We start from the raw sequence: 26,005 nt of genomic DNA, 5'->3' as shown, positions 1-26,005 counted from the left end.
GTCAGTTGTCTCCCAGCATCTCGTCCACTACCCGCTCGCGTTCCTCGGAGGTCATGCGGGCGAGGTCGCCGACCCGGAAGTGCCCACTGGCTTCCAGCCAAGCCCGTCGCTCGGCCACACCACCGCTGACGGCCTCCAATGTAATGGCGTGCAGGATCTCGTTGTGGCTCATCTCGAACACCTGCCGCGTCAGGATGTGCCGCAGCCGGTCGTCCTGGTCAGGGATGGCGTCGGCCAAGCCCTCTTCGAGCCGGCGGACGATCTCCATGCAGAACAGACCGGCGGTGGAGAACAGGTCGGCGAACGTCTTGTCCGGGTCGGAGAAGATGCCCGGGGTCGCCCCCTCCAGCGTGTCGCACATCATCTGCACGACCGGCTTCGGGGTGAACACCAACGATGTCTTCTGTTGCGGGATGTACGCGAAGATGTCCTCGGTCAGCGCCGGGTCGAAGTAGTCGGAGAGTCCGTCCTTCTTGTTCAGGAACTCCTGGATCGCCTGGTTGAACACAGCCTCGTCGAACAGGCCCGGGACGCGGGTGATCTCGCCGGTCTTCTGGTCGGTCACTTCGCGACCGTCGCGAAGCTTCCGGAAGTCCTCCTCGGTGATCCCCGTGATCTCAGCAAACACGTCGTCCGGGGTGTAGTCGTCGAAGTTGGCGAGTGTGATGTTCTGGTCGCCGTAGGCCATGAGGAACATCGGGATGGTCCTTGCGAACCCGCGCAGGTGGTCGCGGGCCGCGTCCATCGTCTTGTTCGCCTCTGACTGGACCTTCTTTGTCTCCTCGCGCTTGACAACGGTCTCGGTGACGTTGTCGAGCGTGTGATGGAAGATCGAGAGTACCTGCGCGTCGAGCTCGGCCTTCGCCTCAGCCTTCTTCGCCTCGACAGCCAGGAACTCGGCCTCCGTCGCCGCGTCCGTGCCTTCGGCCTCGATGTGGTTCAAGACGATCTGATGTTCGACGTAGGCCCGCTCCACCTTGACCTTCACCTGCGCCTCGGTGGCCTTCTCGTCGTTCTCGACCTGCTTTGCCGTCATGCCGTACTCGGCCGCGACCTTCGTCCGTGTCTCTCGCGCCTTCTCGGTGACGACCGCGGCGATCTGCTTGGCCGCCTCAGTCGCCTTCGTCGTGGCAGGGTCCAGCGGCGGCACGTCCTCATCTGAGTAGATCGGCTTGCCAAGCTCGGCGATCTTCGCGTTGATTACGGTGCCGACGTCGATCTGCACGTTTCCGTGCGCGTCCGTGGTCGGCGGCGGGATCGGAAACTCGACTGGCTTGCCTTTCTCGGCCTTCTTCTCCTTGGCGACGGGGAGCTGGTTGAGGATGTCCTGGAAGTGCTCCACGGCCCGGAAGATGCCAGACACGTTCGCGAAAAGCAGGTTCGACAGGAAGCCCCGCCGAACGACCTCACGAGCTTTGAACACCTGCGGGAACGTGAGGACCTGAGCGGCGTCGAGCTCGATCATGCGGCCCTCGGTGTCCTCACCCAGGATGGGGAAGAAGTTCAGCAACCGACGGATATTCTCCCTGCGCTCACCGGCATCGATCGGCGGGTGCGGGGCGAGGTTGTTCGCGAACGCGTCAAAGATCGTCAGCGTGCGCTCGGGGGCGAAGTCGAAGATGTAGGCGTTCTTCTTCTGGAACACCTTGTCGCCGCGGGTGAACGTGCACGGGTTCTGCGATCGGAAGGCCGCCTGCATGTAGAGAGCGGGCGAGGACAGATTGGACAGCATTATGACCGCCGTCCACTCGGGCACCGTGACACCAGTCGTGAGCTGACCCACTGACAACGTGATCGTCTTGCCGCCTTCGGCCTCCGCCTTTGCGATGGCCGCGCGGACCTTGTCGAGCGACTTCCCCACGGTCACCGAGTCGTCGGCATCCTCGTCCAGCCCGTCGTTCTCGTCAGCGTGGGGTCGGCCGTCGCCGGCCGCCAGGATGACCGTGTACCCGCCGAAGACAGGGTGCTTCTTGAGCATCCGCTCCAGCGCCTTGGCGGAGGCGACCCGGTTGAGCAGCCAGAACGAGTGCCTGATCTCGTCTCGCAGCTCCGGGGTGGAGAACGGGTACTTCTCCTGCGTCGCCAGCGCGTCCAAGAACCGCGTCACGTCAGCTTCGTAGACGAAGTAGCCGTTCTCCTTGGTCGCAAAGAACTCCGCCAGGTCGAATGTGTAGTCGACGTTCCCCGCGTCTTCGTCGAGCGCAACGCCTTCGGTGAGCCGGTCGGCCACCATGCGGGAGAGCTGGTAGGTCAGGAGGTTGAGGGTCGGGAGCTGGGCGTACGGGTTGTCGATCGAGTCGTCCGCCCATGACTCCTTGGCGTCCTGCTCGTTCTCGTACGTCCAGTTGAAGATCTGGTTGTCGCTAAAGCGTCCTGACGCCAACGCCTTGAACGGAGTGCCCGACAGGTGCAACGTGTGGCGACGCTTGATCTGGTTGAACGCCACATCGGTCTTGGTCGTGTCGACGCCTTCGTGCGCCTCGTCGATGACGAGCAAGTCCCAGTCGAAGTCGGCGATGTGCTTGAGCTTGTCGAAGGAGCCGCCGAAGTACTGCGAACCCTTGAGGTCCTGGAGCGACACGAACTCGATGATGCGGGGGTCCTGGTCGACGTTCTCCAGTGAGTACGCCCTCCACTGCTCGCGCGTCATCGGGCTGCGCTGCGCGAGCGACGGCGAGTCGGACACGAACTGGTAACTGGTCTGATGGCCGATGAACCGCTGGTAGTCGTCGAACCAGGAGTTGGCGATGGCTGGGCGATTGGTGACGATGAGGGCACGCTTGACATCCATCTTCGCCATCAGGTCGTACGTCGTCAGCGTCTTGCCGAATCGCGGCTTCGCGTTCCACAGCACCTCACCAGCCCCTTGCGGGCCGAACGCCGTCATCGCCTGGCTGACGGCTTGCTGCTGCTCGGGCCGCAGTCTGTAGTCATCCTGCGACGCCCCGAGCGGTGTTGTGAAGGACTTCGAGGCGAACTCGAAGAAGTACTGCTGGCTCGTCTTCGGGGCACCAGCGAACTTGTGCCACTCCGTGCGGCTCGGTGTGCTGGTTGGGTCGAACTCGCGCTGGATGCCTTGCTGCTTGAGGAAGGCGTGAAAGTGGGAGTCGCGGAAGGTACCACCGTCTTCGGTGATGAATGCCGCCCTGTACGCCCAGACCTTGATCTTCGTGATGTTGAGCTGACTGCCCTGTTGGGAGATTCGCTTCTCGGCAGACTCCTGCTCGGTGTACCCGATCTTCTCCCATCCGTCGTACTTGGGGATGTCGGGGGTCTTCCACGAATAGATGTAGGGGACCACCTCGTGGAACGTGCTGATGTTCGGGCTAGCCACTGGCTCTCGCTTCGTCGTGGACGTGGTCGATTCGGCACACCGCGTACGTGTCGTAGACGGTGAAGTCCAAGGCGTTGTCATCGCGCAAGGAGGCGAGTGAGAACGGGTCGCGCTGCACCATGCCAGGGCTGTTGGGGACCCGGTTCCACCAGGAGAACTGGATCTCGTTGCCACGCCAGTCGCGGCCGGTCAGGGTGTTGCCGCGGATGACGTTCGTGTCGACCAGGAACGATGCAGCGCGCATCAGGCCTGTGTCGGGACCGCAAGGGATATCGTGCCTCGCGTGGAAGCGCGAAAACTCGGCGAGCATGGCCGCCTTGGCATCCTCGTGGTTGTCCTCGAGCAGTTCGATGCCGTAGATCGAGGCGAGGGCGAACAGGGACTCGTTGGGCCAGGACTCGGGTGGACACCGCTTCTCGATCGCTCGGAGCTTTCGGTGCAGAATCGCGACGAGGAAGTTCCCGTCGCCCGCGGCAGGTTCGAGGAATGTCTTATCGACGAAGTCCGGGCCGGTCTCCAGCTCCTCACGGACCAGGTCCAGCATGCGATTGACCATGTGCCGAGGGGTGAAAACCTCGCCGTAAGCCTTGACGCGATGCCGTGACTTCACCATCAGCTCCTCGGTGATCGTCTGCGTCACTAGTGTCTCCCATACTGGCCTCGGACGGTGTCCGCCTGGCCCGGCAGCCCGCGTGGTTCGACCAACTAGTCCGGCTCACGCCAGAGTACAGCGTCGCGCACGATGGCCGTGCTTGGCACTCCCATTCCGTCGCCTCAGTCGGGGTCGCAATATCAGACATCATCAAGCCCATTGAAGAGCGCTTCGTAGGAGAGGTAGCGGAGCCTCGCTACGCTCCGCGGGACCCGCCAGGGCGAGATTACCTTCGCTGCGTCCGGTTTCCCGCGAGCGCGCCGACCAGCTTCCAAGATCTTCACGTATCAGTTCCGGTTCAGCCCGTGCTTGCGGGTATCGAGCACGTCCTTGAAGTGGCTTTCCGCAGCATCGATCTCTCGCATGGGTGACGCCGGATCGAACACGCGCAGCAGCAAGAATCTGAAGCTCGTCGGTTCGACGTTCGCAGCTCGACGTTGCCGCCGTGACCGTTCATCGCAGACGCACCCCAGCGCTGACGAATGTTCTCCGCCGCATGCCGGCGAGAAGGCGCGTCAGTACGAACTGGCCGTTCCGAAAGTCAATGCCCATAGCTCATTTCACAACGTTTGACCGCTGTCACGCGCCTCAGGTTGCGCCCTCCGCTGCCGCGTCGGAGGGAATGGCTTGCCATGTCCCGGCGACGTCAGCAATGCGAATGCGATAGGCATCGAAGCGCTGCTTGATCTCCCAGAGCTCCGACCCTTCCCGATATCGGCCCAGTAGTTCGTCTGCCTGCCCGGTGAGGCGAACAGCGAGGAGGCGGACGACGAGTTCGTTCACATCGCCAATGAGGAACGTCTCAGCATGGTCAGGGAAGGAGCCGCGGTCAGCGTGCTTGACCGAGTTGTAGTTATTCGCGATTGCCTTGGCCAGCCCGACCTGGCTGTGAATGTAGTCGCCCCAGCGGATGCCCAGCAGCTCCAAGCAGCGATACACATACGTCGCCGTGGTTCGCCGCCCTCGATGGTACGTAGCGGCTTCGCCGGGTCGTTCACCGAGCAGTTGTCCCGCAGCTTCCAGGCTCATTGACGTCGACATGACGATGTCCTCCGCGAAGCGGTGGCGCCGACCGACAATCGAAACAGCCGGCAAGATGAACCGCTCCCACGCGTCGTAGTTCGATGCCCATTCGGCGAGGCCTTCCGCGCCGAGCTCCTCCAATACGAGCAGAGGTCGTCCGAGCTTGTCCTTCGACGGGATGGGCTGCGCCCGCTCCCGGATAGTGCGAGCGCTGATGACCTCGACGAACGGATGCTCGAAGATCTCCCCACTCATAAGGCGGGCGGCGATTGACTCGTCACGCACACGATGTTCACGGAACGACAGCGCCGTACCGAACAGGAAGACCAACAGGTGCAGCGCCTTGCGTTGCTCGACAAGGTGGTCAACGAACGGACGGGGCTGCTCCCACTCGCTTTCAATGACGACATTGTCTTCCAGCTCGTGGACACGCTCGTAGCCATCTTCGCGAGGTGCGAAACGCCACGTTGCTCTCACCCGTATGAGTGCGTCCCCCTGCCGCCATTCGATAGGTTCCGGGCTCTCACCCGAACGTCGAGCGCGTTGGCTCGGCGCTCCTCGTCTCGGGTCGCTTCCGAGCTCACCGCCGTGACCCGCGACCACCGATTGAGCCCGTCGGCACGACTTTGGCACGTCTTCACTGTTAGCGGCTCCAAGAGGGCGCCATCGCGGTCATGAAGCAGCGCCTCGGTCGCAGAGAACCGTCCGCTCCCGACTCTCGAACCGGCTGCATCGGCATGCCCGCTCCAGCGGCAGCCGAAGAGCTGGATATTGCCTTCGCGGGTGTGAACCAGCACATTCTCTGGCGGGGTCATCCGGCGGAACCACTGGTCGACGTGGTCGAACTGCGGCACGACGAAGCCCGGCATGTACGGGACCTCGACCTCGACGCCGGCCTCCTTCAAACGAAGGGTGGCGCCGACGTACGGAGTCTCCTCGACGCCGTCGACGAGCAGCACCGCCAGGCTGTCGCCGAAGTTCAGTTCAACGCTCATTGGTCATCCCCGAGTTCTGGTTGGTCCTACACGGCCGGAAGCTCCCCCGCCTCGTGGCCACCGTATCGGCGTACCCCGACGTCGAGCGGTTGCGCTGGGCAAAGTACCCGGAGTCCGCGGTGTACGGAGTCCCCGTCGTTGCCCCACTATTCGAGGTCCGGGCCTCCAGCGTCCGAGACTTCCCGAAGGACGCTGATTGTCTCGTCCGCGTCCTCAGCGGCTTCGGCAGTGACGGATACAGGCACCTCTTCGGCTGCGAGTGACGGGTACTTCTCGAGAAGGAACCGATGTCGGTACGCGATGTTCGCAGCATCCACGATCGCCTCGAGCGTCGTCCAGTTGAAGGTGCCACCGAGGACGATTCCTGCCACTGGCACGACCTTGCCGAGCGACTGCTTCGTGAAGCGTACGCCGAATGCCTTGGCGAACTGCTTCGACACTTGGGAGACGACTGACTTGTCGAGAATGCTCCACACTTTTCCGCGTACGAGCGCCTGGGTGAGCCGAGAAACATCGGCCATCGCGGCAGCCTTTGCCGTGGCGGACAGTGCGGTCCCCGCGTTGACGACGGACATGATGAAGAGCTTCTCCGCGGGCTCCTCAGGGTCGTAGCCGTAGTGGAGCGACACCTGACCGACGCAGCGGGATGCCAGACCGAGGACGATTGCGGCGTCGCCGACCATGGCGCCCGCGATCACGGCGCCAGATGGGGCGGCTGATGCACCACCGGACACGGGTACTGCGAGCTCGCCACCAGTAATCAAGAAGCCCGCACCGGCGCCAGAAAGCGCCGCAGTCGCCGGGTAGTACCAACTCGCCGCGCGTCCACGGACGAGGTCGACCTGCTTCAGGTCGAGTCGCCGGACATCTGCGAGATCCGTTACATCGTGCCCGCGCTTCTGATGCAGCTTGACCACCCGGGCCGGCGACAGCGCGACGCGAGAGATCCTTCCCACGATGCGCCGAATCGAATCGAACGCCTGGCCGCTCCAGTCCGTCACGCCGTCGGGGATCGCGCCGACCGCCTGCTTCGCTCCCGTCCCGACAACCTGGGCGGTCTTGACCGCGGCTCCTTGCCCCTTCGCCACGACCGCTTGAGTCTTGGGGTGCTTCGCGAGGTACGTCGTTGCCTGGGTGCCGATCGCTGAGAAGCCGAGCGCCATCTGCTCGCCGACGCCTCGCATCGCTCGGGACAGCGGGCGTCCCTTGAAGCACTGGACGTCGCGCCACGCGGCGAGTTCATAGTCGGACGGGTCTGCCATCCAGTCAGGCCATCTGGCAGGTGCGCGACATCCTCCGTGAAGCTCTTAGCTTTCCCCGCGGGACTGACAGGTAGAAATGTGGGCTGCGTGGAGGGTGAACGAAGGACGACGTAGACGCCTGGCTTCGTTGACGCCCCGAGCCGCCGAAGCTCACCGAACGTCACAAACCGTGCGTAGCCCGCCGCTTCGAGTCCCCCCGATTCCATGTCGTCGGCGTCGTTCCTCGTTCACCACGACGGTGTCGCGTGCATCCATCTCGCCGCCTCCAAGTTGAAGCATCCGCAGCTGCTATTGCGGACATGCAACCATCTGAACACCGGCCACCGACGTTCGCGACCGACACCCCGACGCAACGGACTTCTCGCGGCCCTGGCACAGGTATAGCCGTTCGCGGTGCGGGCACACGACAATGAATCAGTGGATGAGATGAAGGCGACCGAGCCAGATGACCGGAGTACGGTCCGTCTCAACTCCACGCAGCAGGCCATCCTCGGCTGGGTGGTCGCGGGGTGCCCTCCTGATGTCTATCCCGAAGATGAGTACAGCCACCGCGTCTCGGCGCGGGCACTGAAGAATCGCGGACTCATCGAGATTTCCGGGCATGGCAAATCCTGGCGAGCCACGCCGACTGAGCGCGGTCGACGCTGGCCTGAAGCCACCGAGGAAGACCGCCGTGAGCGAGCACACCTGGCGCGCGCCGCACCTCGCGTTGCGGTCGAACAGGGCTCGGCCAAGGTCGAATCCGGCGCGCTCGGTCGTGCGCTGCAGCGGATGCCTCGTAGGAAGCCAGCCGAGAAGGAACCGCTTCCGGTCAAGAAGGTCAATAGGCAGGAGACGTATATGCGCTACAGGGTCGTGGTTACCAGGGTGCAGATCGCCGAGAAGTGGGTGCGCGCCACCGACGAGGAAGACGCCGCTCGCAAGGTACAGGAGGAGTTCGCCAAGCCCTACTCGTACTTCGGCAACTGGGACACGAAGGCCTCTGAGGTGGAGATCATCGAGGCCGAGCAGACCACTGTCATCCACCCGAGCAAGCTGTCCGAGTCCGGCCCGATGCTCCTCAGCCTCAAGGACGCCGCGGCGGCGCTCGGCATCCCGTACTCGGCGCTCTACGAACTGACCAACCGCGGCGACATCGAGTACACGAAGATGGGCTCACGCAAGTACATCCAACGGGAGTCGCTGATGAACTTCATCGCGACGAACACGCACCGCGGGTATTACCCGGGATGACGCCGCTACGAGACGCGCGACTACTCGGCCACCCGTGCGCGGAGCACATCGACGATGTCGGGCACATACCGCTGCTTGACGCGGTGCTTCACGCCCCTCTGCATCTCGGCCACGACCTTGTCGATGTGCAACGCTTCCTTGAACTCGCCGCCTGCCGCGTAGAACGCGCGTAGCCAGGCCTCGCCGTCGAGCGGATACCCAGCGGCGGTGAAAGCGCACAGAAGCTGGATGACAGTGTCCTTGCCTCGTCCCGAGCTGAGCCCGTTGTACTGCTCATCGACCATGCTCACGGCCGCCTCGAGCTGTACCGGGTCAACGGTTGGCGCGGTCTCGCCGGTGTGAAGGTCGACTGCGCCGAGGCCGTCGAGCATGACGTGCACCTCATCGGCTCGTGCCCAGATGATGACGAATATGCGCTCGACGCGGCCCGCCCGGATGACTTCGCGGAGCAGTTCGCAGTCCTGTTCCTTGTTGGGGTGGATAATACAACGGCGTGGTCGAGTCCGTCCTCGCCGCTACGGCGGAACTGACCAAGCTCCGAGAGCGCAAAGACGCGGCGCTGGGACGCGTCGGGTTCCACGAAATCGACGAACTCACGGTCGGCGTCGTTCTCGGTCTCGTGCTTCTTCAGGTCGGGCGCGAGGAAGAGGTAGGGTGCATCGCCGAGCCACTCGCGGATGACGGCGCTCTGTTCGGTCATCGCCGTGCCGTGCTGGGCCCAGTCGCTACGGATCATGTAGGCAAGTTCGGTCACGGAATCGATGATGCACCGAGCCACCGACGTTGAGCCTCCTCCCCCGGCCAATAGAGCGGGTCCCCCGACGAGTCGATCGCGACACCCATCGGCGGGTTGAAGCGTGCAGCGGTGACGACGCCATGGACAATGCAGCAGCTCGCTTGGTAACAGATGCTCACGACGCGCGCGACCGTGCCAGTTGTCGAATGGGTATGTTCACGCCTCCAGACAACGGCCGCGCTGATTGTCACTCGATCCTGCATCGAGCATCTGACCGAGCGCAAAAGAAGCGCGACCAAGCGCCCTGCGGATGTCCCCAGCGGCCAGCAAGGTTGTCGGCACCTGCGCTGCTACTTCTTGCAGCGCGATTCGGACCAGGAGTTCGTCTCGATCGACGGATGGCTTGCCTCGCATGCGGCGAGCGCGGCTTTCCATCGCCGCGTCCGCGGCGAGCCGCACCCGATTCCGCTGTACGTGCACCACGACGGCCTCAACGAGCCGCTCGTGCTGCCGCTTCTGCTCAGCCCTCCGCATCGTCGCCTTCGCAGCCCGCACGGCTGCAGCGACATCCCGGCTCGTGAGCAAATCGACCCGTCGACTGCCGTCGAGCACAACGTCAACCGCCCTCGCCCACATCACATCGTCTGCGTTCGCCGGCGGCAGGCCCATCCGTTCACGGGTCGCGACGTAGGACTCGGCGAACTCCCGCATCCGGGCGTGGTGCAGGAGCATGTGCTTCGTTAGATTCTCGACGAAGACCGTCGACTGGTGCACGTGCTCCGGGAGCGAGGGGTCACCGAAGAACGCGACGGCGGCTCGCTCATTGGCGCGGCGTTCAGCAGCGGTCGCTGGGTGCAGACGCCTCGGCGGCAGACCCGCCCGCGCGAGCGCACGCTTGAGTCGGCGGGCAGCTGCGTTCGCCTCGAGCTCGGCCGCGTAGACCTCCGGGTCGGCACGACGGGCGCGTTGCAACTCAGCCCGGTGCTCTTTGTGGTCTGCCGCCCATGCCTGTTTGCTCGCCGCGGCGCCCGCGGGGTCAGCGTCGCGGCGGGCCGTCGCACGGGCGTTCACCTCGTCGCGGTGCGTGCGGTAGTAGCGGTTGTAGTACTCACGCACCTTGTCGCGGTTCGCCTCAACCCAATCGCGCTGATACTTCCGAACGCGGTCAGGATGCTCCTCCCGCCAAACACGCACGCGTACACGCGCCTTTGCTCGAGTCTCGGCCTCGCGACGCTTTCGGTCAGCGGCGCGGCGCATCGAGTCACGATTGAGCTCACGGGCGCGCTCGAGATGCGTTTCGCGCCATCGACGGTTCGACTCACGGATGCGGTCGCGGTTCGCCTCGACCCATCTACGGCGCTGAGCCGCGTGTTCCTCCGGATGCTCGAGCCGGTATCGTCGGTCGCGCTCGCGCTTTCGCGCGCGAGCAACCTCTTCCCGCTCGGGCGTGCGAGACGTCGGCGCCGGCTGGGGCGCATCCTTGTCGACCGGGCCGCTCATGCTCGCTACTCGCTCAGTGGCGGCGCCAGTTCGACGACGAGCGCGAGCAGCTCGGACCGGTACGCGGTCGGGTCGGCGATCGCTCGCGCGACCGCTTGACCCAGACGCTCGATATCGTCGGCGGGCAGTCCCTCGACAGCCTGTAGGCAGTACGCGACATCATCCTGGATGCGGTACTCGCCGTTCTCGACCGTGACCTCGGGGTAGTAGAACAGCGCGGCCAGCGCAGTGCGTCCGAGTAGGTCGTCGAACTGCTCCTGCGAGATCGTCATGTCGGCCTCCCCTGTCGGCGTGCTCGTATGCCACCAGCCTGCCGTGAACGAGAGGTGCGCCGAGGGCGCCGTGCCGAGCGACCGCCCTTCAGTTTCGAAGCGTCGGCTCCGCGACTTGGGCCCGCTCCTGCTCAGCCTCAAGCTCGACCATCGCGAGAATCCGACGAGCGCGAGCCTCTCGTGCGCGCACACGAATCAAACGCGCGAGGGTCGCGGGGCCGGCGATAAGGAACTTGAACGCGTTCCAGACACACAGCAGCGCGAGCACGCTGAACCAGCCGCCGTAATCCGTCATTTCAGCAAAGGCGACGGCGGCGATCAGGTACGGGATCGCGAGCAGCATCGCCGGCACCCCCCACTTCAAGCCCCGCCGCGTGTGGATGACGTCCAGCAAGACGCTGGTCGGCATGAAGCGGCGAAGGAAGACTCCAGTGCGGACGCTCATGGCCCAAACGAGTGCGAACATGCGGCTGCTCTCCGATCGGTCAGCAGCGAGAACCTGGAGAGACGGCCTGTCAGTCGTCGTGCCATCGCATCGAACGATGGCGAACACATTGAATGCTGCCTAACCCGCACTTTAGACCCGAAGACCGACACCCGAAAGACCCGCGTTGACGATCGGCACATGACCGCGGGTCGGGTCGTTCTCACGATCCGCGATCCGGCGGGCGGCCTCGACGGCTGCGCGGGCTCGCGTAGCATCCGCCTTCTGGGCATCGGATGCCGGTTGCCCGACGCCGAGCGGGCGGCCGCCGACGATCCCGTAGCGGTCACGGTACGCGGCGACGGTGGCCGCGTGTCGACGCCACGACTTCCCGTCGGATCCGATGGGTGGCGCCCCGAGTGCACGCATCCACGACTCCCCCGACCCGATGGCCTGCTCAGCCAACGCTATGGCTCGCGCCTCGATGAGGTCGGCTCGCTCGCGCAGTGCACGCCTCGATGCGGCATCCATCGGTCCGCCAGCGATCGGCAACAGCCCAGCGACGAGACGTGGCATGTGCCCACTGCGTCCGGCCGCGGCATCCTGCACCATCGCTCGCGCAACCCGCGTCCGGAGGACTGCGGCGATGTCCGCGGCATCCTCGAAACCGCGCTGCCCGACCACCCGGATCAGCAGCCGTTCGACATCCGCCCGGTGCGCCTCCGCCCGACGGAGCTCCGCCCCGAGCGGCCCGAACGCCTCCGAGCCGACCACTGCATCCGCCTGCTCGCCAGTGAGCCCGCTGCCTCGCACGAGCGCAACCCAGCGCTCCTGCTGTGCGGCGGCAGCGATGGTCTCGTACTCAGCGGCGAGCTGCGCGATCGATCCCCAGGTCTCCTGCTCAGCAGTGACCATCTCGTGCGCTGAAAGTTCCGCACCGACATGGTGAAGCACGCCGACGAGCACCGACTGGGCACTCGCGTCGACGTCATCACGGGGCCGCAAGCCTGTGTGTGCGACATCTGGGCGGTCGAGTGCGACGTACGCGGTGTTCGCTTCGCGTCCGCGGGTCATGGCGACGTAGAGGTTCTCGCGCGTCATGCCGCGGGCGACGACGACGTGCGCAGTATCTGTCGTCAGGCCCTGAGCGCGATGAGCGGTCACGGCGTAACCAAGCTCGACGTGATCGGCGACGTACCCGGCGGGCAACAGCGTGCTGCTCCCCCACCGGCGCCCCAGCCGCCGCACCTCGAGCGCGCCGTTCCGGTGCACGGCGAGGACCGTCCATCGGTCGCCGTTGCGAACCCATGCCCGACCGGTCCGAAGACGCCGGTCATTGTGGCGGGTGATGATCATGTCTCCGACCGCGGCGCGGGTGCCGTCATGCAGGCTGACCTCGTGCAGGGCATCCACCCGCCCGTCGAGAATCGAGTCTGTACGCGCCCGCTCATTCAGGGCTGCAACGGCCCCGTTCGAATCGCTGATCAGCACGCTCACCCGGCCCGCGCGGGCGTCGGCCCGCCACGCGAGGTAAGCGGCATCCGCCATCTCCTCGGTGTCGCCATCCCGCACGCGGTCGTGCGCGAGATAACGATCGATGGATGCCTCGTCGCCACGGCGCAGGCCGAGGGATGCCGCCTTCTCCCAGTCGTGCACGAATCGGTGCACGTCGACGAGTTCAGGCGCATCGCGCCGGTCGTGCACCAGCATCGCGAACGCGCCGCCCGCATCCACGGATTGCAGTTGGGCGTAGTCGCCGACGAGCAGCACCTTCGCACCTGCCGCCGCGGCGAGCGCGCTCACCCGCTCGAGGGCGAGCGTTCCGGCCAAGGATGCTTCATCGACGATCACCAACTGGCCTGCGCGGAACGCGTCGCCATGAGCGAGGTGGTTCGTCCACCACTTCGCGAGGTTCTCGGTCGCGATGCCGAGGTCTTCGGCGAGGACGTGTGCGGCTGCGGACGACGGGGCGAGGCCGATGACGGAGCCGCGGCCGTGCTCGGTCTCCCAGGCGCGCCGGAGCGCGCCCATGACCGTGCTCTTGCCAGCGCCGGCAGGGCCGACGAGCACGTCGACGATTCGGCCCGACCCGACGATCGCTTGCAACGCGGCCGACTGATCATCACCGAGGGAACCGCCGCCCGGCAGGCGTCGGCGGGCGACCTCGTGCAACGTGGTGATACCCATCGTCGACCCCGAGGCATCCGTCGCCCGCTCGCGAAGCCGCGCCTCAGCGTCAATCAGTGCCTCGGTGGTGTAGACGATGGAGTGCTTCGGGCGGAAGACTGACGTGCCATCTTCGCGCTGCAACACGGCCGGGCTGGACGCGAGCTCGGGCGGGGTGATGCGCAATGACGCACGCTCGGCCGCGTTAACGACGAGTCCGATGATGGCCTCACGATCGGACGCCGTTGCAAAGCGGAATTGCATTGTCTGCCTTGCGGCCTCGGCGGTGAGGTTCCAGTGCCGCCAGGTTGCACGCTTCTCGCTCACGGCTTGCAACACCTGGGCGCAGAGGTTTGCAATGACTTCGAGCGGCATGTCTTCTGCGTGCAACACCGACGGCGAAACATCCGCGGATGCAATGCGCGCCCATTCCGTTGCATCCTGCCCGATCACCCGCGTTGCACGCTGCCGCCACCCGCGCGTGAGCTCGGCGAGCGAGCGCACTTGTTTTTCGGGACGCGTCGACAACGTCGCCTGCGCGCGGAGCTTCATGATCGTCGCCCGACTCGGGCGATGGCCGCGCGCCTCCACGTACGCGGCGATGAGGCGATCGGTGACGGTGTCAATGTGGCGCGAGCGCGTCGAGAACTCCGCGACCAGCGCCTCGGGTACCGCGGTGATCGCCCAGGCCGGATTGCGATCGCCGCCGCGCTCGCGCTGCTCCCAATCGACGCCGAGCGCACGAGTGAGCGCATCCATGAAGAGCGCCTCGTGCAACTCAGACAGCGCCACGACCGCGCCGTGCAGAGGGCGGCCGTCGAGGGATCGCCACTTGCCATCGAGCACCGTCTGCACCTTGTTGCTCACCACGACATGCGTGTGCAGGTGCGGATCGCCCGCGCGACTGTCGAAATGATCGAACGCAGTCGCGATCAAACCAGCGATATCGACCTGTGCGACGGCGCCATCGCCAGCCGCGACTCCGGTGCGGGTGGCTGCAACCTCACGTTCCATGAACGCGACCACCTGCGCGACCGCGTCGTGGTGTGCGCGCACGATGATCTCCTGCGTCGCGGCATCTGCCACGCCCCAGAGCACGCTCGCCGACTTCGGCACCGAGAAGGTGAAGTCGAAACCGGCCACGGCGCGCCTGCCTCCCTCGTACTGCGGGAAGGATCGGCCAAGCGGGTCGCCGGTGACAGGATCGCGCCCGAGCCCTATCAGCAGTTGAAGTTGTTCCTCGGTGACTTCATCTCCAGAGGCGAGCTGCCCGGCGCCGAGTCCGCGGACACCGCTGCCCATCCAGCGTCCAGGCGGCGTGCCCTTCGCCTCGTAGTACCGCGTGAGAGGCGTCGCGAGCGATCGTTCACCGTCGCCGGCCGCGACAGTGCGCAGGAGGTACCGGAATCCGTCACCGGCACTCATGACTCGCATCGACACCGTCACCGCGTCCTACCTCCGTCGTCGTCGCGGAGAAGGTGCGCCCTCGATCTGCAAGAGGCGTGGGGCAATAGGCGGGGTCACACCGGTCGGAACTCACTCGTCCGTAACGGCGCGCCGAACGCCGATCAGCATGGTTCGGACTGCCGCGTTCGAGGCAACCGCGGCAGGACTTGTCATCGCGCGGGTCTTGCGGGAATTCACCCGTCCGATCCGCGGTGAACTCGGGTGGGCAATGACCGCTGATCGACGTGCCTCTTTGATGGACCGGCTTGCGGGCCGCTTCGAAGGAGCCGGACGTCGCTTGATCTCATCGCCGTTGCGATTCGCGGCTATTCCGTCTGCACTCTCGGGCGAGGCTCACGGCCCACGACGGCTCGAAACCCCTCGGCGGTTGAACACTTTCGGACCAAGTAGGCCACGTACGCGTCGGTGTAACCATAATCGCGGTGCAGCGTGTCATAGACGCAAAAGTCCGCCTTTGTCCGCTTTGGATTTGTCGCGCCAGACTCGGGCCGCACCTTTCCCTTCTTCCAGGCCTGGCTGAAGTCGTAGGAATTGAAGACGAAGGGAATCTGATCGGCAACTTCGGCTATCACGCTTGAGGGCTTGTGAAGATTCTGGTTGGAGACCGGCCGATCTTGTTGCCGAACGATTACCCGCCCCGACTGTCCAAGTTGATCAATCGTCGCTCGCTGGTCGTCCGTCAAGTCCTCATATCGATCGAACTGAATCGCCATGTCTGCTTTGCTCGCGCTCGCCTCGAGCAACACCCGGAGGCGCAGATTGTAGTGACTGTCGCGGCGGATGTCGTCGCTCAGCCCAGCATCAAATTCGGCAAGGAATCGATGTAGATCGGCTGGCAGGGTCTTCTGCAACCGAGTGAGTGCTTCCTCGGCCGGTTCGGTGAACGTGCCGATAAAGACTGGAAAGCGAAGAACCTTTGCCATTGAGAACTCGTTGCCGAACTGCTGAGTGAGCTCCTCTTCGTAGTTCAGGAGGAACGCATGCGACTTGCCGGCTACTGCCTCGAACATTGACTCGTCGGCGCCCGCGTGGCGATGCTCGACTCTGTTTCTCAACTGGATGAAGAACTCAAGATTCGTCCGCACTGCACCACCGTCCGGCCATCGTTGTCGAACCGATTTCGACAGGTCCCAGGTCTTGTGTTCGCCGTCGACCTTTTCGAACCAGCCTTTGTGATGCGGGTCCGGAAACCGAAAATCGACCTTGTCTCGAACGAACTCTGCCTGCAGAAGGTAGAGCCACGCTAAGTGCATGTGCACAACGAACGCCTCGAGCGCGCGCGGAAATGTCGGTTCGTTGTACAGGCGAACTGCGACCGCCGCCTCACCCTGCGAGGCAAGAACTACCCGTCGCCAGCTGGGCGGCCGTCCCACGGCGAACCTACTCTGCCAGGGGCAAGCGTGGGGAGATCATGGTCGCCAACCCGTTTCATCGACCTTCGCCCTTCTTGCGCCCTCGCTCTTCGAAGCTAGCGCGAGCACGGCGTGCCTTCTCCAGAACGCCACCCAGCGAGCAGCCACGCCGGGGTCGACGAGCACGTCTCCGATGAATGCCGACCCTCCGCCCTGGCTTACGTCGATCGCCCCCCAGCCTCCCTCTGACTCCGCAAACCGGAAGGCGAGTTGCGAGAAGGAAGGGACTTGATAGATAACAGTCGCGTCGGCGCGTCGAGCGAAAAGGTTCCCCGAGATGTCGCTCGCGACGGGCGTCCCGTCAGCGAATCTTGCGTCACGGTAGGCGAGACGTTCATCGTCTACGGCCGCCCTCAGCGCGGAGGTGACCTGCTTTCGGTGATCGCTCGGGGATATTGCTTCGACATAACTGATGTCGATCGCCGTGCCGTCCTTCTGCATGATCCAGAAGCCAATATCGTCATCTGCCACCTGCACACCGGGTGCGTGGGCGACTTTGTCAATGAAGAAGTAGTCGACGCCCTGCCCCGCCTTAGCGGCGGAGTGCGGATGAATCTCGAGTATCGCCGTCAGAACCTCAATATGACGTCGGTCGGTAATGGGCGCCCTGAGTTGGTAGCCGCCTCCCCTCAATATGTCGTTACATTCCGCCAAAGCATCGGCTCTGGTCGGCCAGCTAACGGCGGTCGTCACAACAGGTTTCGCAGCCACTGATGTCCCCTCCGGGTGTGACCCAAAGCTAGCGCCAACAAACCTACAATCGCTACGGCCGCCGCCATCTCGGCGAGACGTCGCGCACGCGCAGTGGGCGAAGCTCCTCGAGCACGTGTAGTCGCTCGTACTGGCGAATGGCGACTTGGACTGGGTGGCTTCGATCGACTTGACGATCGTGCCCGTCCACCAGCACGGTGCGGACCCTTCCGCGCACCACAGGGGGCTGAGCGGAACTACAAGAAAGTTCGGCGTGGAGCCTCGCGATCACGCGATCGGCCGCTCCCGCGGCGGGCTGACGACGAAGAACCATCTGGTCTGCGATGGAAAGGGTCGCGCGGTGGCGTTCATCCTCACACATGGCCAGACCGCCGACACGAGCATGCTCGCCGACGCTTTCGAACAGATCCGCGTACCCGGCAAAGCCGGCAGACCCCGCACCCGACCGGATCGAGTGATGGCCGACAAGGGCCACCCGTCCAAAGCAAACCGGGTCTGGCTGCGCGAGCGAGGCATCGCTGCGACGATCCCGGAATGAACCGATCAAATCTCCGCGCTCTGCTCGCCGCGACGCTCCACTGGGTGCAAAGCGGGTTTGGCAACAAGGCATAGTCACCGGTGAGGCGAGATAGCCAACGGCATCTCCCGGGTGAGTCCCGACGCCACGTCAGACACGAACCAGCGTTCGACCCGCGTCAGAGCGGCAAGTACGCGTTGACTTTTCGCCATTGCGACCAGAGTCGCAACGATGTCCTCGATGCCTTCGCCTCGAAGCCCAAGATTCGCCAATTTCACGCCCACTGGAATCGGGAGGCCATAGTCTTCGAGCTCGGCAATGAACGGGGGCAAATAGAGCGACTCAATCTGGCGAATGACGAACTCATAGTTGGCTGACTGCCCGTTTCGATCACGCGCGACTTCCGTCTGGATTGAGTTGGCAGCGCGCAGAATCGAGGGGATTTTGAATCCCATCCAATTTCTCTGGAAACTCAGGACATCGTCTACGACGTCGCTACGAGATTGGTTGAGTCGCTTATGGGGCAGTGCTGCGCCTACCAGCGACGGAATGCTTCCCTCCGCCAACCTGGCGGCACGTAACTTGGCGAGTATAGACAGTGGATTGTCCCCGCTTCTGTCGCGCCCTCGAATCAACTCGTCGTACCCAAGTTTGATGACCGCGGCGAACTCGTCGCCAGTCGGGATACCTCTCCAGGAAAGCTCGTCAAACTCTCCCGGGCTAGCCGCTCGCATCCTGCGCGCGGCACCGATCTGCAGGTCGGGGTCTAAACCTCGGTTCTTCCGAATCGTGCTCAGCGAGAGATCGGTCTGCGTAAGCACATCGTCGAGCCGTTCCCGCGACACTCCAGTCAGTTCGTCGAGATCGAGCTGTATCAAGGTCGCGAGGGAAGCCGCAGAGGACTGCGACTCGATCGGTAGATCGACGGTGGATATCTCGGGCTCCGGATGGTCGGCGTATGAGACCACCCTGCCCACGAAGTGCTTAAGCATTCGTCCTGCGCGCCCGCGGATGTTGGAGAATGTGAAGAAGTCGATCGGCTTCCGGTCGATCTTCTTGTCGTAGATGATCACGTTTCTTGCAACGGTGTTCACCCCCTCGATCAAGGTTGTCGTGCACACTAGGCGGTCAATCTTTCCCATGGCAAAGAGTCGGATCATTGCGCGCTGGAGACTTCGAGGCATCGGTCCTGTGTGAGTACCAACGCCGCCGTTAAGGGCCTTTGCAACGAACCACTCCGGGTCGTAATGTGTCCCTATCCACTCGGCCAGTTCGATCACAAACGGGTCCGCAGCACCAGTCGCGAGCTCGAATGCAATCTCGCTTGCGCGACCAGGAGCGCTCACGAATATCAAGCTAGGGCCGTCCGCCTCATGGTCCAGGAACGACTGCATGTCCGTGAGACGGTCTTCGACGCGTGATCGATCCTCGACATCGACCACGACGGGATTGAAGTCTGACAGGATGAACGACTTTGCCAAGTCGGTCCCCGTATCCGCCCCGAGGGCGTCGATGTTCGGGCCCAGCAAGTAGTACTGCGCACCCGTGTTCCGCAGAATGCGCCATGTAATGTTTAGCGTCGTCCGTCTCTTGTCGTCGCTCTCGCCGTCGCCAAGCTTGTAGAACTCGTCGATGATGAAGAAGTCAACTTCGGGCACCGGGTCGAGTTCGAGGAACCGCTCCTGAGTGAGAACGTAAATGTTGCGCGGTCCGGCCAGCTGAGTGGGGTGCGAAACGATGGTGTAGCCGGTATCCAGCTGGACTAAACGTCGCCGAGTCTCGTCAATTAGGGCGATCGTGGGTACTATCACCACAAAGTTCCGCCAGTTGCCGGAGAGCACGAGTGCATCAATGATGGCCGACTTGCCGAACGACGTGGGTGCTGACAGAACTACACTCTCCCCGTCCATGAGCCGTTCGTAGATCCGTTGCTGCTCAGCGTGAAAAATGAAGTCGCGTTCGCGGAGGGCCTGTGGTGAGTGATAGGCGAGCGACAACGCCTCCGCTTCGCTTACATCCCCGATCGGTGCGGACGCGTACGGAAATAACCCGAGGCGCATTGCAAGGGAGTCCACCACTACGGTTAGCGGCCCGACGCCCGAGTACCGGTCGAGGAATCGAATGAAACGGTCTCGCGCTACCCGCTCGGTGTCCTCCAACAGGAGCAGATTTGATATTTCTCGTAGCTCAGTGAACTCGTCTGTAGGCATCAGATTCCCTGGAGTGCTCGCAACTTGGCATGCATGAGGTCGACGAGTTTGGCCTTCGACTTCAGTGGTACCAAAATGAGTCGGATCTCGACCTCCAGAGGCTTCTTCAGGCGTGACTCGAACGAAGACAGCGCCTCCGTTACCTCTACGGTCAAAGCAGCAACATAGTCCTCCCCTACGACATCATGTTGGCTAACGGCATCGCTGTCGTAGGTCAGGAAGACGGGCATCACGATCGCGCTCGAGATTTCGTCGAGGCTCCTCGCGCGGACAATCATCTCCTTGAATGCCTGCGCCAGCGGCCATTCGTCGTCGACCTTGCGAGTGATAAAGACGAATTCCTTGCGCAGAAAATCTGTCGCGAGATGCGTCTCGATATCGAGGAGAGCACTTGCGATTGCACCATCCAAGTCCGCATAAAACTTGGCCTCTCCGAGCCAGATCTTGAGAGAATTGTCGGGCTCCGCGACAACGTGAACGCTGTCGAAGCCCTTGACTACATCGTTTGATGAGTCTTCGTAGTAGATCTTGCTAACCGCCGGTTCGGCGCCATAGAAGTCAACTAGAGCGGCGTGAAGGAGCAGCTCACCAAACTCGCCACGGTGCTGGTACTTGTCCGTCGAATAGACGGACACTGCAGCATCCCGCACTGACTGGATTGCCGTTGCGCTCGTTACGCTCCGTGCTTCGGTATAACTCAGCGCAAATGTCAGCAGGTGACGATCAAAGAGGTCCTCGACTAGGGCGCCCGCTCGCCAATGCCCCGTCTCGTACCCGGCGCAAAGAGCGTCGACTACCACGGAGCCGGGCACAAGGCTAACCCGCACCTGTAGCACTGGCATCTCGGTCCCCTTGCCGACGTCGTGTCGATCCGACCATATCGCGACGCCCATTGCGTCCCGGGCATTGAGCTGCAAGCGAGAAGCCGGCAGCTTCGCTCCGATGCGCTGCTCTTGATGCGTCTGGTCGTCGCTGCCACATTTTCGACCCTCGTGCGCTGTGGTGGTCCCGCGCAGACATCGGGCTGTTGTGTCGGGCGGGCCGCTCGCTGACGGACCCACTATCGGGCGCGCCTGCAACGGGGGAATAGTGCCGGGGTCGACGAGTGGCAGAGTTGTCGGGTGATTCGCCGTGGACGACTGTGCCTGGGCCGGAGCGATCCAAGCGCGGAGCTGTACTTGCCGCTCGCGAAGGGTGAGCTCCGTGGTCTGCTCTGGGTATTCGAATTGGATGACCGCTCGGACCGTTGGGAGCAGTTCTTGGCGGAGGCGACCCGTCTCGGTCATCGGTCGGTACTTCAGATCACCGCCGAGTTCAGCAGTGGAGAGGTCTCGGCCGCGGAGTGGTGCCACCTCTCGCCGCAATGGCACCACGGTTATCCGCAGCCCGAGGATACGTATCTCGAGGTCTCGTACGACCAGGCCGGCCATTGCCCGGTGTGTCATATCGGCCTTTGCCAATCCGCTCCACTCCGCATGCGCGCTGAGCCCGACTGGGGTCGTCGTTCGATCATGCAGATGTTCTGGATCTACGACGCATGGTTCGTGACCCCGGAAGCGCACTCCTCGGTGTTCGCGCCGTACGGGGTTGCCAGCCGGCCGGTGCTTTCGAAATCGGGCCGGACCCTGGAACGTGTGGTCCAGTTGACCATCGACGAGATCGTTCCGCTCGTTGAGAACCGAACGCAGGGCGAGATGTGTGACACCTGTTCGCGATTCAAACTCCACGAGAGAATGACCGATTTCGCACCGAAGCCCGCTCGGATGCCGGATAGCCCACTCGTCCAGAGCGAGCTGTACTACGGCTCGGGCGGCTCGGCGTTCCGAGACACGCTCGTTCGTCGCGACCTGGTCGCCGCGATCCGGTCCGCAGGATTGCGCGGCGCCACCTTCCACCCCTGTGCAACCTAAGCCGTCGGGACGGAGAGTTCGAGGCAGAGTGCAGTTGGCGATCCCAAACGGGCGAAGCCCGCTCAGGCCGACGGCGTCCTCCCCGTCCAGGAGTGCCACCCTCGGTGGCCAGTCATGAGGCGGGCGACGCAGTCGCTTGACGTCGGTGCGCTGCTTCGCTTCCAAGTACCGTTCCTTGGCACCGCGACTCGGACGTCGGTCGTCGCGACGGTGACGGCGGCCGCAGAGCGTCGGCCACGACGGCGGCCAGCCGAGCGCGCGCAGCATCCCCGTTGCGCAATTGCGCGCGTTACTCGGATGATGCGATCGTCAGTACTCTGTCGACCAACTGACTGCTCAGACGCTCGAGGAGGCGCTCCCGCTGGAGCGCATAGAGGACGGCCGAGCTGGGCCGGCACTGGGCGATGTCGGCGATTGTGCCTTGCGCTGACTGGCATGCTTGTCGCATGGTGCATCCGAACGACCTCCTCGCCGTCCTTGTCGACGCCGACAATGTGCCGCCTTCAAAGATTGGTGCAGTTCTCACCGAGGTCGCACGTTTCGGCACTGCCTCGGTCAAGCGGGTCTACGGCGACTGGACCAAGCCGAACCTGAGCAGTTGGAAGCTTGTTGCCAGCGAGCACGTGATCCAGCCGATGCAGCAATTTGCCAACACGATCGGCAAGAACGCGACCGACAGTGCACTGATCATCGACGCCATGGACCTGCTCTACACGCGTCGATTCCACGGGTTCTGCATCGTGTCATCCGACAGCGACTTCACCCGTCTCGCATCCCGCATTCGCGAAGAAGGCGTCACCGTCTATGGGTTCGGAGAGCGGAAGACGCCCGAAGCGTTCCGCAACGCGTGCGATCGATTCACCTACCTCGACGTGCTCGACGAGCCGGCAGCGGAGAGCACGCCTGCTGCACTCACGCGCGTTCCGGCCCCAAAACTGCGCAGCGACACCAAGCTCGTATCCGGGCTACGGACTGGTGTCACCACCGCATCGGGAGAGGACGGATGGGCGAACCTTGCGACGGTGGGCCAGCTCATGAGGAAGCAACAGCCCGACTTCGACTCACGTAACTGGGGCTACGCAAAACTCTCCGATCTGATGCGAGCGACGGAACTCTTCGTCGTCGAGATCCGACCCGCCGGGGGACTGCAGGTGCAGAACAGAAAGAAGAACGGCGACTGAGCGCGAAACGCTGGTGCCTGGTGCCTGGTGCCTGAAGCCGCCAGGCAGAGTGCGGCTTGATTAGAGGATCCATCAACGGGCACAGGCCGTACTTCAACCGCTACCGCACATGGCGCGCTCCAAGAACACGCCTGATTTATCCACGGGCAACGTGGGCTTTCGCCCCGCCTCGATACGGACGCCCCGACAATAGGTTGCGGTGGACCGGGCTACCCGAACTCGAAGAAGAAGCAGACGGTGAATCGCCGCGCTCCCTGAAGTAGCGTGGGCTGCCTTTTCCTGCAATTGTCAAAGAACCGTGCGTCGAGCTGCAGCATCAGGCTGAGGCAGATCACCGTCCGATGTGCTCCGCCAACACGGTAGCCACGGTTGCCCGCCAACGCTCGGGGTCGGAGTTCCACGTCATAGTGTGGTCCGCATCAAAACGCTCGAGCTGAACGAGATCGGGTCTGCGATCTCGGAGGCGCGCCGCCACACCGATCGGCGCCGAAGTATCAGCGGATCCGTGGAGGATAAGTGTCGGGGTGGCGAGTTCATCGGCACGCGTGATCCAATCGAAGCTGCGCAGCCCGACGGGCGCATCGAGACCTGTGACGCGTGACAGCTGCCGGTTGTCGAGCCACGGCACAGCGAGCGCGCCGGTCCACGAGGGAAGGCCTGACCGCTTGCAGTTCGCCTTGATGGTCGAGAGCCAGTCGAGCACTGGTGACTCGAGAACGAGCCCGGCGACGATACCGCGAAGACCGGGCTCTGCCGCGAGTTGCAGCGCAATGGCCGCGCCCATCGACCATCCGAAGAGAATGACTTGTCTCGCGCCATGTGCGAGCGCGTACTGCAGGGCGGCCCGCACGTCGTCGACTTCGGTGGCGCCGAGCGTCGACCGTCCTGAACCAGTGGTCGGGCCCTCGCCGTCATTCCGGTAGGTCACCACGAGCGACGTGAGTCCGGTCTCGGCGGCGACCTGCACGCCGCGGAGCGTGCCGGCCCGCGGGCTTCCGAGACCGTGAATGTGGATGGCCCACGTCGTCGATGAGCCAGTTCGAGGGCGAATGAGCCAAGCGGGAGCCGGGCCGGCATCCGTCGGGATAGCGACGTCCAATGCCTCGAGGCCGGCATCCTCCGGGCTCGAGAAGTAGATGCCGCTACAGGACGCCCGTTCGCCGACATGCAGACCCGCGCGGGTCTCGCCCAACACGCCGCGGCCCACGAGCCCCGGACCGAGATCCTCGACTTCGCTCGACAGCCGAACCCAGCCCCCGTTCTCGAGCAGAAGGCAGTAGCGACCGGGCGCTGCCGTTTGCTGGGTCCGGTCGAGCGCAACGACCGGCCGCTCCCCCGAGTCATCCACCCCACGAATGATGAGGTCGTACCGTCGACCGCCTACAGGACTGGTAAGGCGCCTCGCGATACCCAAGCCCAGGCCTCCAAGCGCGACGCCGACCGAGGCCACCGCACCCGCTACTGCCCACCTCACGCTCATCGCTTGCCCCACCCGACACTTGGTTGCCCGTGTGCCACCCATGCAGCAGTACCCGGACCCGCTCCGAGCAGATGCCGCTCGGCCCGTTCGACGAGCCCTCGTTCGTCATCGCTCACCTCGAACGACACCCGCGTGTCGATCATCGCATCGCGGATCTCAACGACCTGGCGGTGCAGCAGTGTTTCGCCGTCGTCGGCGTGGAATGGGGCATCCTCACTCTGGCTTATACCGGGTCGCACCGCGGTTGCTCGGGCCCACAGCGGCTCGAGCTCTCGCGCCAGCGCACGCGTTGCCCGTTCCCGAGACCGTGCATGCAGGGTTCGTGCGACTGGTTGTCCGGCGAACCCGAAGCAGAGGAAAAGGAACGTCAACAGGTACAGCGGGTTGTAGGCGACGGAGACCGCGGTCATCAGGTCGAGATTGCCGGCCACATGCGCGACATCCATCGTGATGACGACGGCGGTGAGCGCGAAGCCGAAGGCGCTACCGAGGACGAGCGAGGCTGGGGGCAGAAGTTGGACGCCCCGGTTGACTCGCAGCTGCCGTGCCGCGAGCACTGCCATCGCCGTGAGCACGATCGCGTAGTAGGCGAAGTGAATCACCGAGTAGGCGGCCGCCGCCGGCTGATATCCGAGGTCGAGCATGAAGGTTGTGGTGGTCGAGCCCCGATCGATGAGGAAGAATGCGACGACCGCACTCACCAGCGCGGTCGCGAGCGCGGGTGTCCCGAGTGCAAGCTGCGCGAATCGCGGCTGGTGATCGGATGCCTTCATGACGCCGCGACCGAGGAAGAACACGCCGACCGTAAGGGCGAGATCGGCGAGTAGGGTCACAAGGTTGGCTGTGCCGACAAGTCCGTCGAGCGCGACATAGATCGGGTCGATGTTCAGGGTCATCGCGATCGCGATGACGAGCGCCGCGTAGGTGACGCTGCGCTCCCCACGTCCCCGGCGCAGAATGAGCAGGCATGCGAGCAGCAGCCACATCAGCGCGGAGACGAGGACTGGAATCACCCGAAGATCTCCAGGAACCGCGACTCGTGCATGGCTGAGCCGCGGATCGCGGCGGCCAACTGGTCGGCGAGGGATTCCGCCAAAATCTCGTCGGCGGTGTTCAGGTCCTGTCGCCGGAGAAGGCGTTGCCGTGTCTCGGGCGGGATGTCCGGCAAAAGGAAGTCGGGTTCCGCGTGATCATCGTCGTCACCGTGATCGAAGATCATGTGCGCGAGCTCGTGCAGCACGAATTGCTGTCGATGCAACACCGATTCGCTGTGCGCGTGGAGTACCAGATCTTCTGCGTCGGTCTTGAGCCAGATCGCGCAGAGCCCGTCGTGGTCTCCGAGTTCGGAGAGTTCGACGATTCGCACCCGGCGACGGCGCCGGCGCTGCACGGCCCCCACCAGCTCGTCGAAGGTGAACACGTCCCCGAGGGCGAGTGCGTCGAATGCCGCTGACACGGCGGCCTCGCTGTTCACGGGTCGTCACCTCCGTTGGGACAGTTGCAGGGTTCCCGGCGCCCTC

At 63.9% G+C, this 26,005-nt stretch carries 22 protein-coding genes; 5 read left to right on the top strand and 17 right to left on the bottom strand.

Annotation, left to right across the window (positions count from 1 at the left end):
* Position 1 precedes the first annotated feature (1 nt).
* From IEX31_RS06885 to IEX31_RS06860, 5 genes are all read right to left on the bottom strand, one after another.
* Positions 2-3,415 (bottom strand): DEAD/DEAH box helicase, encoded by a 3,414-nt coding sequence (locus IEX31_RS06885; RefSeq protein WP_188742800.1) that lies wholly within the window; start codon positions 3,413-3,415, stop codon positions 2-4.
* On the bottom strand, positions 3,327-3,974 hold the full coding sequence (locus IEX31_RS06880) for a DNA methyltransferase family protein (RefSeq protein WP_188742697.1): 648 nt from the start codon (positions 3,972-3,974) through the stop codon (positions 3,327-3,329). The genes IEX31_RS06885 and IEX31_RS06880 overlap by 89 nt, the downstream gene beginning before the upstream one ends.
* Positions 3,975-4,574: 600 nt before the next feature.
* A complete protein-coding gene (locus IEX31_RS06870; protein ID WP_188742696.1) occupies positions 4,575-5,486 on the bottom strand; it encodes a hypothetical protein in 912 nt (303 codons plus the stop codon).
* Complete coding sequence (locus IEX31_RS06865; protein WP_188742695.1) at positions 5,483-6,004, bottom strand: hypothetical protein; 522 nt, start codon at positions 6,002-6,004, stop codon at positions 5,483-5,485. Before IEX31_RS06865 ends, IEX31_RS06870 begins: the two co-directional genes overlap by 4 nt.
* A gap of 146 nt (positions 6,005-6,150) precedes the next feature.
* On the bottom strand, positions 6,151-7,266 hold the full coding sequence (locus IEX31_RS06860) for an EcsC family protein (protein WP_188742694.1): 1,116 nt from the start codon (positions 7,264-7,266) through the stop codon (positions 6,151-6,153).
* 840 nt (positions 7,267-8,106) lie between these two features.
* Between IEX31_RS06860 and IEX31_RS06855 the strand changes: the two genes are divergently transcribed.
* Entirely contained in the window at positions 8,107-8,499 is a 393-nt protein-coding gene (locus IEX31_RS06855) for a helix-turn-helix domain-containing protein (protein WP_188742693.1), read from the top strand.
* 20 nt (positions 8,500-8,519) lie between these two features.
* Here IEX31_RS06855 and IEX31_RS06850 read toward each other — a convergent pair whose 3' ends face one another.
* Complete coding sequence (locus IEX31_RS06850; protein WP_188742692.1) at positions 8,520-8,870, bottom strand: hypothetical protein; 351 nt, start codon at positions 8,868-8,870, stop codon at positions 8,520-8,522.
* A 122-nt stretch (positions 8,871-8,992) separates the two neighbouring features.
* Between IEX31_RS06850 and IEX31_RS06845 the strand changes: the two genes are divergently transcribed.
* On the top strand, positions 8,993-9,286 hold the full coding sequence (locus tag IEX31_RS06845) for a hypothetical protein (RefSeq protein WP_188742691.1): 294 nt from the start codon (positions 8,993-8,995) through the stop codon (positions 9,284-9,286).
* Positions 9,287-9,451: 165 nt separating this feature from the next.
* Here IEX31_RS06845 and IEX31_RS06840 read toward each other — a convergent pair whose 3' ends face one another.
* The 6 genes from IEX31_RS06840 to IEX31_RS06815 form a co-directional block, all read right to left on the bottom strand.
* Positions 9,452-10,735, bottom strand: a complete 1,284-nt coding sequence (locus IEX31_RS06840; protein WP_188742690.1) for a hypothetical protein — start codon at positions 10,733-10,735, stop codon at positions 9,452-9,454.
* Positions 10,736-10,740: 5 nt separating this feature from the next.
* Positions 10,741-11,007, bottom strand: coding sequence for a hypothetical protein (locus tag IEX31_RS06835; protein WP_188742689.1), 267 nt, complete (start codon positions 11,005-11,007; stop codon positions 10,741-10,743).
* A gap of 88 nt (positions 11,008-11,095) precedes the next feature.
* Complete coding sequence (locus IEX31_RS06830) at positions 11,096-11,473, bottom strand: sulfate permease (RefSeq protein ID WP_229662163.1); 378 nt, start codon at positions 11,471-11,473, stop codon at positions 11,096-11,098.
* Between the two features lie 111 nt (positions 11,474-11,584).
* The gene (gene mobF, locus IEX31_RS06825; RefSeq protein ID WP_188742688.1) at positions 11,585-15,031 is read right to left on the bottom strand and encodes a MobF family relaxase; all 3,447 of its coding nucleotides are present in this window, start codon (positions 15,029-15,031) and stop codon (positions 11,585-11,587) included.
* Between the two features lie 338 nt (positions 15,032-15,369).
* Complete coding sequence (locus IEX31_RS06820; RefSeq protein ID WP_188742687.1) at positions 15,370-16,437, bottom strand: DUF3644 domain-containing protein; 1,068 nt, start codon at positions 16,435-16,437, stop codon at positions 15,370-15,372.
* A gap of 36 nt (positions 16,438-16,473) precedes the next feature.
* Positions 16,474-17,187 (bottom strand): DUF3223 domain-containing protein, encoded by a 714-nt coding sequence (locus tag IEX31_RS06815; protein ID WP_188742686.1) that lies wholly within the window; start codon positions 17,185-17,187, stop codon positions 16,474-16,476.
* Between the two features lie 154 nt (positions 17,188-17,341).
* Between IEX31_RS06815 and IEX31_RS06810 the strand changes: the two genes are divergently transcribed.
* Positions 17,342-17,725, top strand: coding sequence for a transposase (locus tag IEX31_RS06810; RefSeq protein ID WP_188742685.1), 384 nt, complete (start codon positions 17,342-17,344; stop codon positions 17,723-17,725).
* 74 nt (positions 17,726-17,799) lie between these two features.
* Here IEX31_RS06810 and IEX31_RS06805 read toward each other — a convergent pair whose 3' ends face one another.
* On the bottom strand, positions 17,800-19,914 hold the full coding sequence (locus IEX31_RS06805; RefSeq protein ID WP_188742684.1) for a DEAD/DEAH box helicase: 2,115 nt from the start codon (positions 19,912-19,914) through the stop codon (positions 17,800-17,802).
* Positions 19,914-20,831: a HamA C-terminal domain-containing protein gene (locus IEX31_RS06800; RefSeq protein ID WP_188742683.1), complete on the bottom strand. Its 918-nt coding sequence runs from the start codon at positions 20,829-20,831 to the stop codon at positions 19,914-19,916. Before IEX31_RS06800 ends, IEX31_RS06805 begins: the two co-directional genes overlap by 1 nt.
* 261 nt (positions 20,832-21,092) lie before the next feature.
* On the opposite strand from IEX31_RS06800, the gene IEX31_RS06795 reads away from it, so the two are divergent.
* On the top strand, positions 21,093-21,824 hold the full coding sequence (locus IEX31_RS06795; RefSeq protein WP_188742682.1) for a hypothetical protein: 732 nt from the start codon (positions 21,093-21,095) through the stop codon (positions 21,822-21,824).
* 446 nt (positions 21,825-22,270) lie between these two features.
* Positions 22,271-23,005 (top strand): NYN domain-containing protein, encoded by a 735-nt coding sequence (locus tag IEX31_RS06790; RefSeq protein WP_188742681.1) that lies wholly within the window; start codon positions 22,271-22,273, stop codon positions 23,003-23,005.
* A gap of 331 nt (positions 23,006-23,336) precedes the next feature.
* Here IEX31_RS06790 and IEX31_RS06785 read toward each other — a convergent pair whose 3' ends face one another.
* Genes IEX31_RS06785 through IEX31_RS06775 form a run of 3 tightly spaced genes read right to left on the bottom strand, consistent with a single transcriptional unit; the run spans position 23,337 to position 25,905 of the window.
* Positions 23,337-24,455, bottom strand: coding sequence for an alpha/beta hydrolase family protein (locus IEX31_RS06785; RefSeq protein WP_229662162.1), 1,119 nt, complete (start codon positions 24,453-24,455; stop codon positions 23,337-23,339).
* A gap of 26 nt (positions 24,456-24,481) precedes the next feature.
* Positions 24,482-25,498 (bottom strand): DUF6545 domain-containing protein, encoded by a 1,017-nt coding sequence (locus tag IEX31_RS06780; RefSeq protein ID WP_188742680.1) that lies wholly within the window; start codon positions 25,496-25,498, stop codon positions 24,482-24,484.
* The gene (locus IEX31_RS06775; protein WP_229662161.1) at positions 25,495-25,905 is read right to left on the bottom strand and encodes a hypothetical protein; all 411 of its coding nucleotides are present in this window, start codon (positions 25,903-25,905) and stop codon (positions 25,495-25,497) included. Before IEX31_RS06775 ends, IEX31_RS06780 begins: the two co-directional genes overlap by 4 nt.
* Positions 25,906-26,005 lie beyond the last annotated feature (100 nt).

This window comes from Agromyces bauzanensis (assembly GCF_014645655.1).
Classification (GTDB): Bacteria; Actinomycetota; Actinomycetes; order Actinomycetales; family Microbacteriaceae; genus Agromyces; species Agromyces bauzanensis.
The sequence above is the reverse complement of the archived record's forward strand: the minus strand, read 5'-3'. Positions and strand labels throughout refer to the sequence as shown.

Coding starts and splice junctions, on each gene's coding strand:
- IEX31_RS06850 (WP_188742692.1), bottom strand. CDS start 8,870: ATGCTCGACGGCCTCGGCGCAGTCGACCTTCACACCGGCGAGACCGCG.
- IEX31_RS06855 (WP_188742693.1), top strand. CDS start 8,107: ATGCGCTACAGGGTCGTGGTTACCAGGGTGCAGATCGCCGAGAAGTGG.
- IEX31_RS06885 (WP_188742800.1), bottom strand. CDS start 3,415: ATGACAACGCCTTGGACTTCACCGTCTACGACACGTACGCGGTGTGCC.
- IEX31_RS06805 (WP_188742684.1), bottom strand. CDS start 19,914: ATGCCTACAGACGAGTTCACTGAGCTACGAGAAATATCAAATCTGCTC.
- IEX31_RS06860 (WP_188742694.1), bottom strand. CDS start 7,266: ATGGCAGACCCGTCCGACTATGAACTCGCCGCGTGGCGCGACGTCCAG.
- IEX31_RS06865 (WP_188742695.1), bottom strand. CDS start 6,004: ATGAGCGTTGAACTGAACTTCGGCGACAGCCTGGCGGTGCTGCTCGTC.
- mobF (WP_188742688.1), bottom strand. CDS start 15,031: ATGCGAGTCATGAGTGCCGGTGACGGATTCCGGTACCTCCTGCGCACT.
- IEX31_RS06835 (WP_188742689.1), bottom strand. CDS start 11,007: ATGACGATCTCGCAGGAGCAGTTCGACGACCTACTCGGACGCACTGCG.
- IEX31_RS06790 (WP_188742681.1), top strand. CDS start 22,271: ATGGTGCATCCGAACGACCTCCTCGCCGTCCTTGTCGACGCCGACAAT.
- IEX31_RS06830 (WP_229662163.1), bottom strand. CDS start 11,473: ATGTTCGCACTCGTTTGGGCCATGAGCGTCCGCACTGGAGTCTTCCTT.
- IEX31_RS06840 (WP_188742690.1), bottom strand. CDS start 10,735: ATGAGCGGCCCGGTCGACAAGGATGCGCCCCAGCCGGCGCCGACGTCT.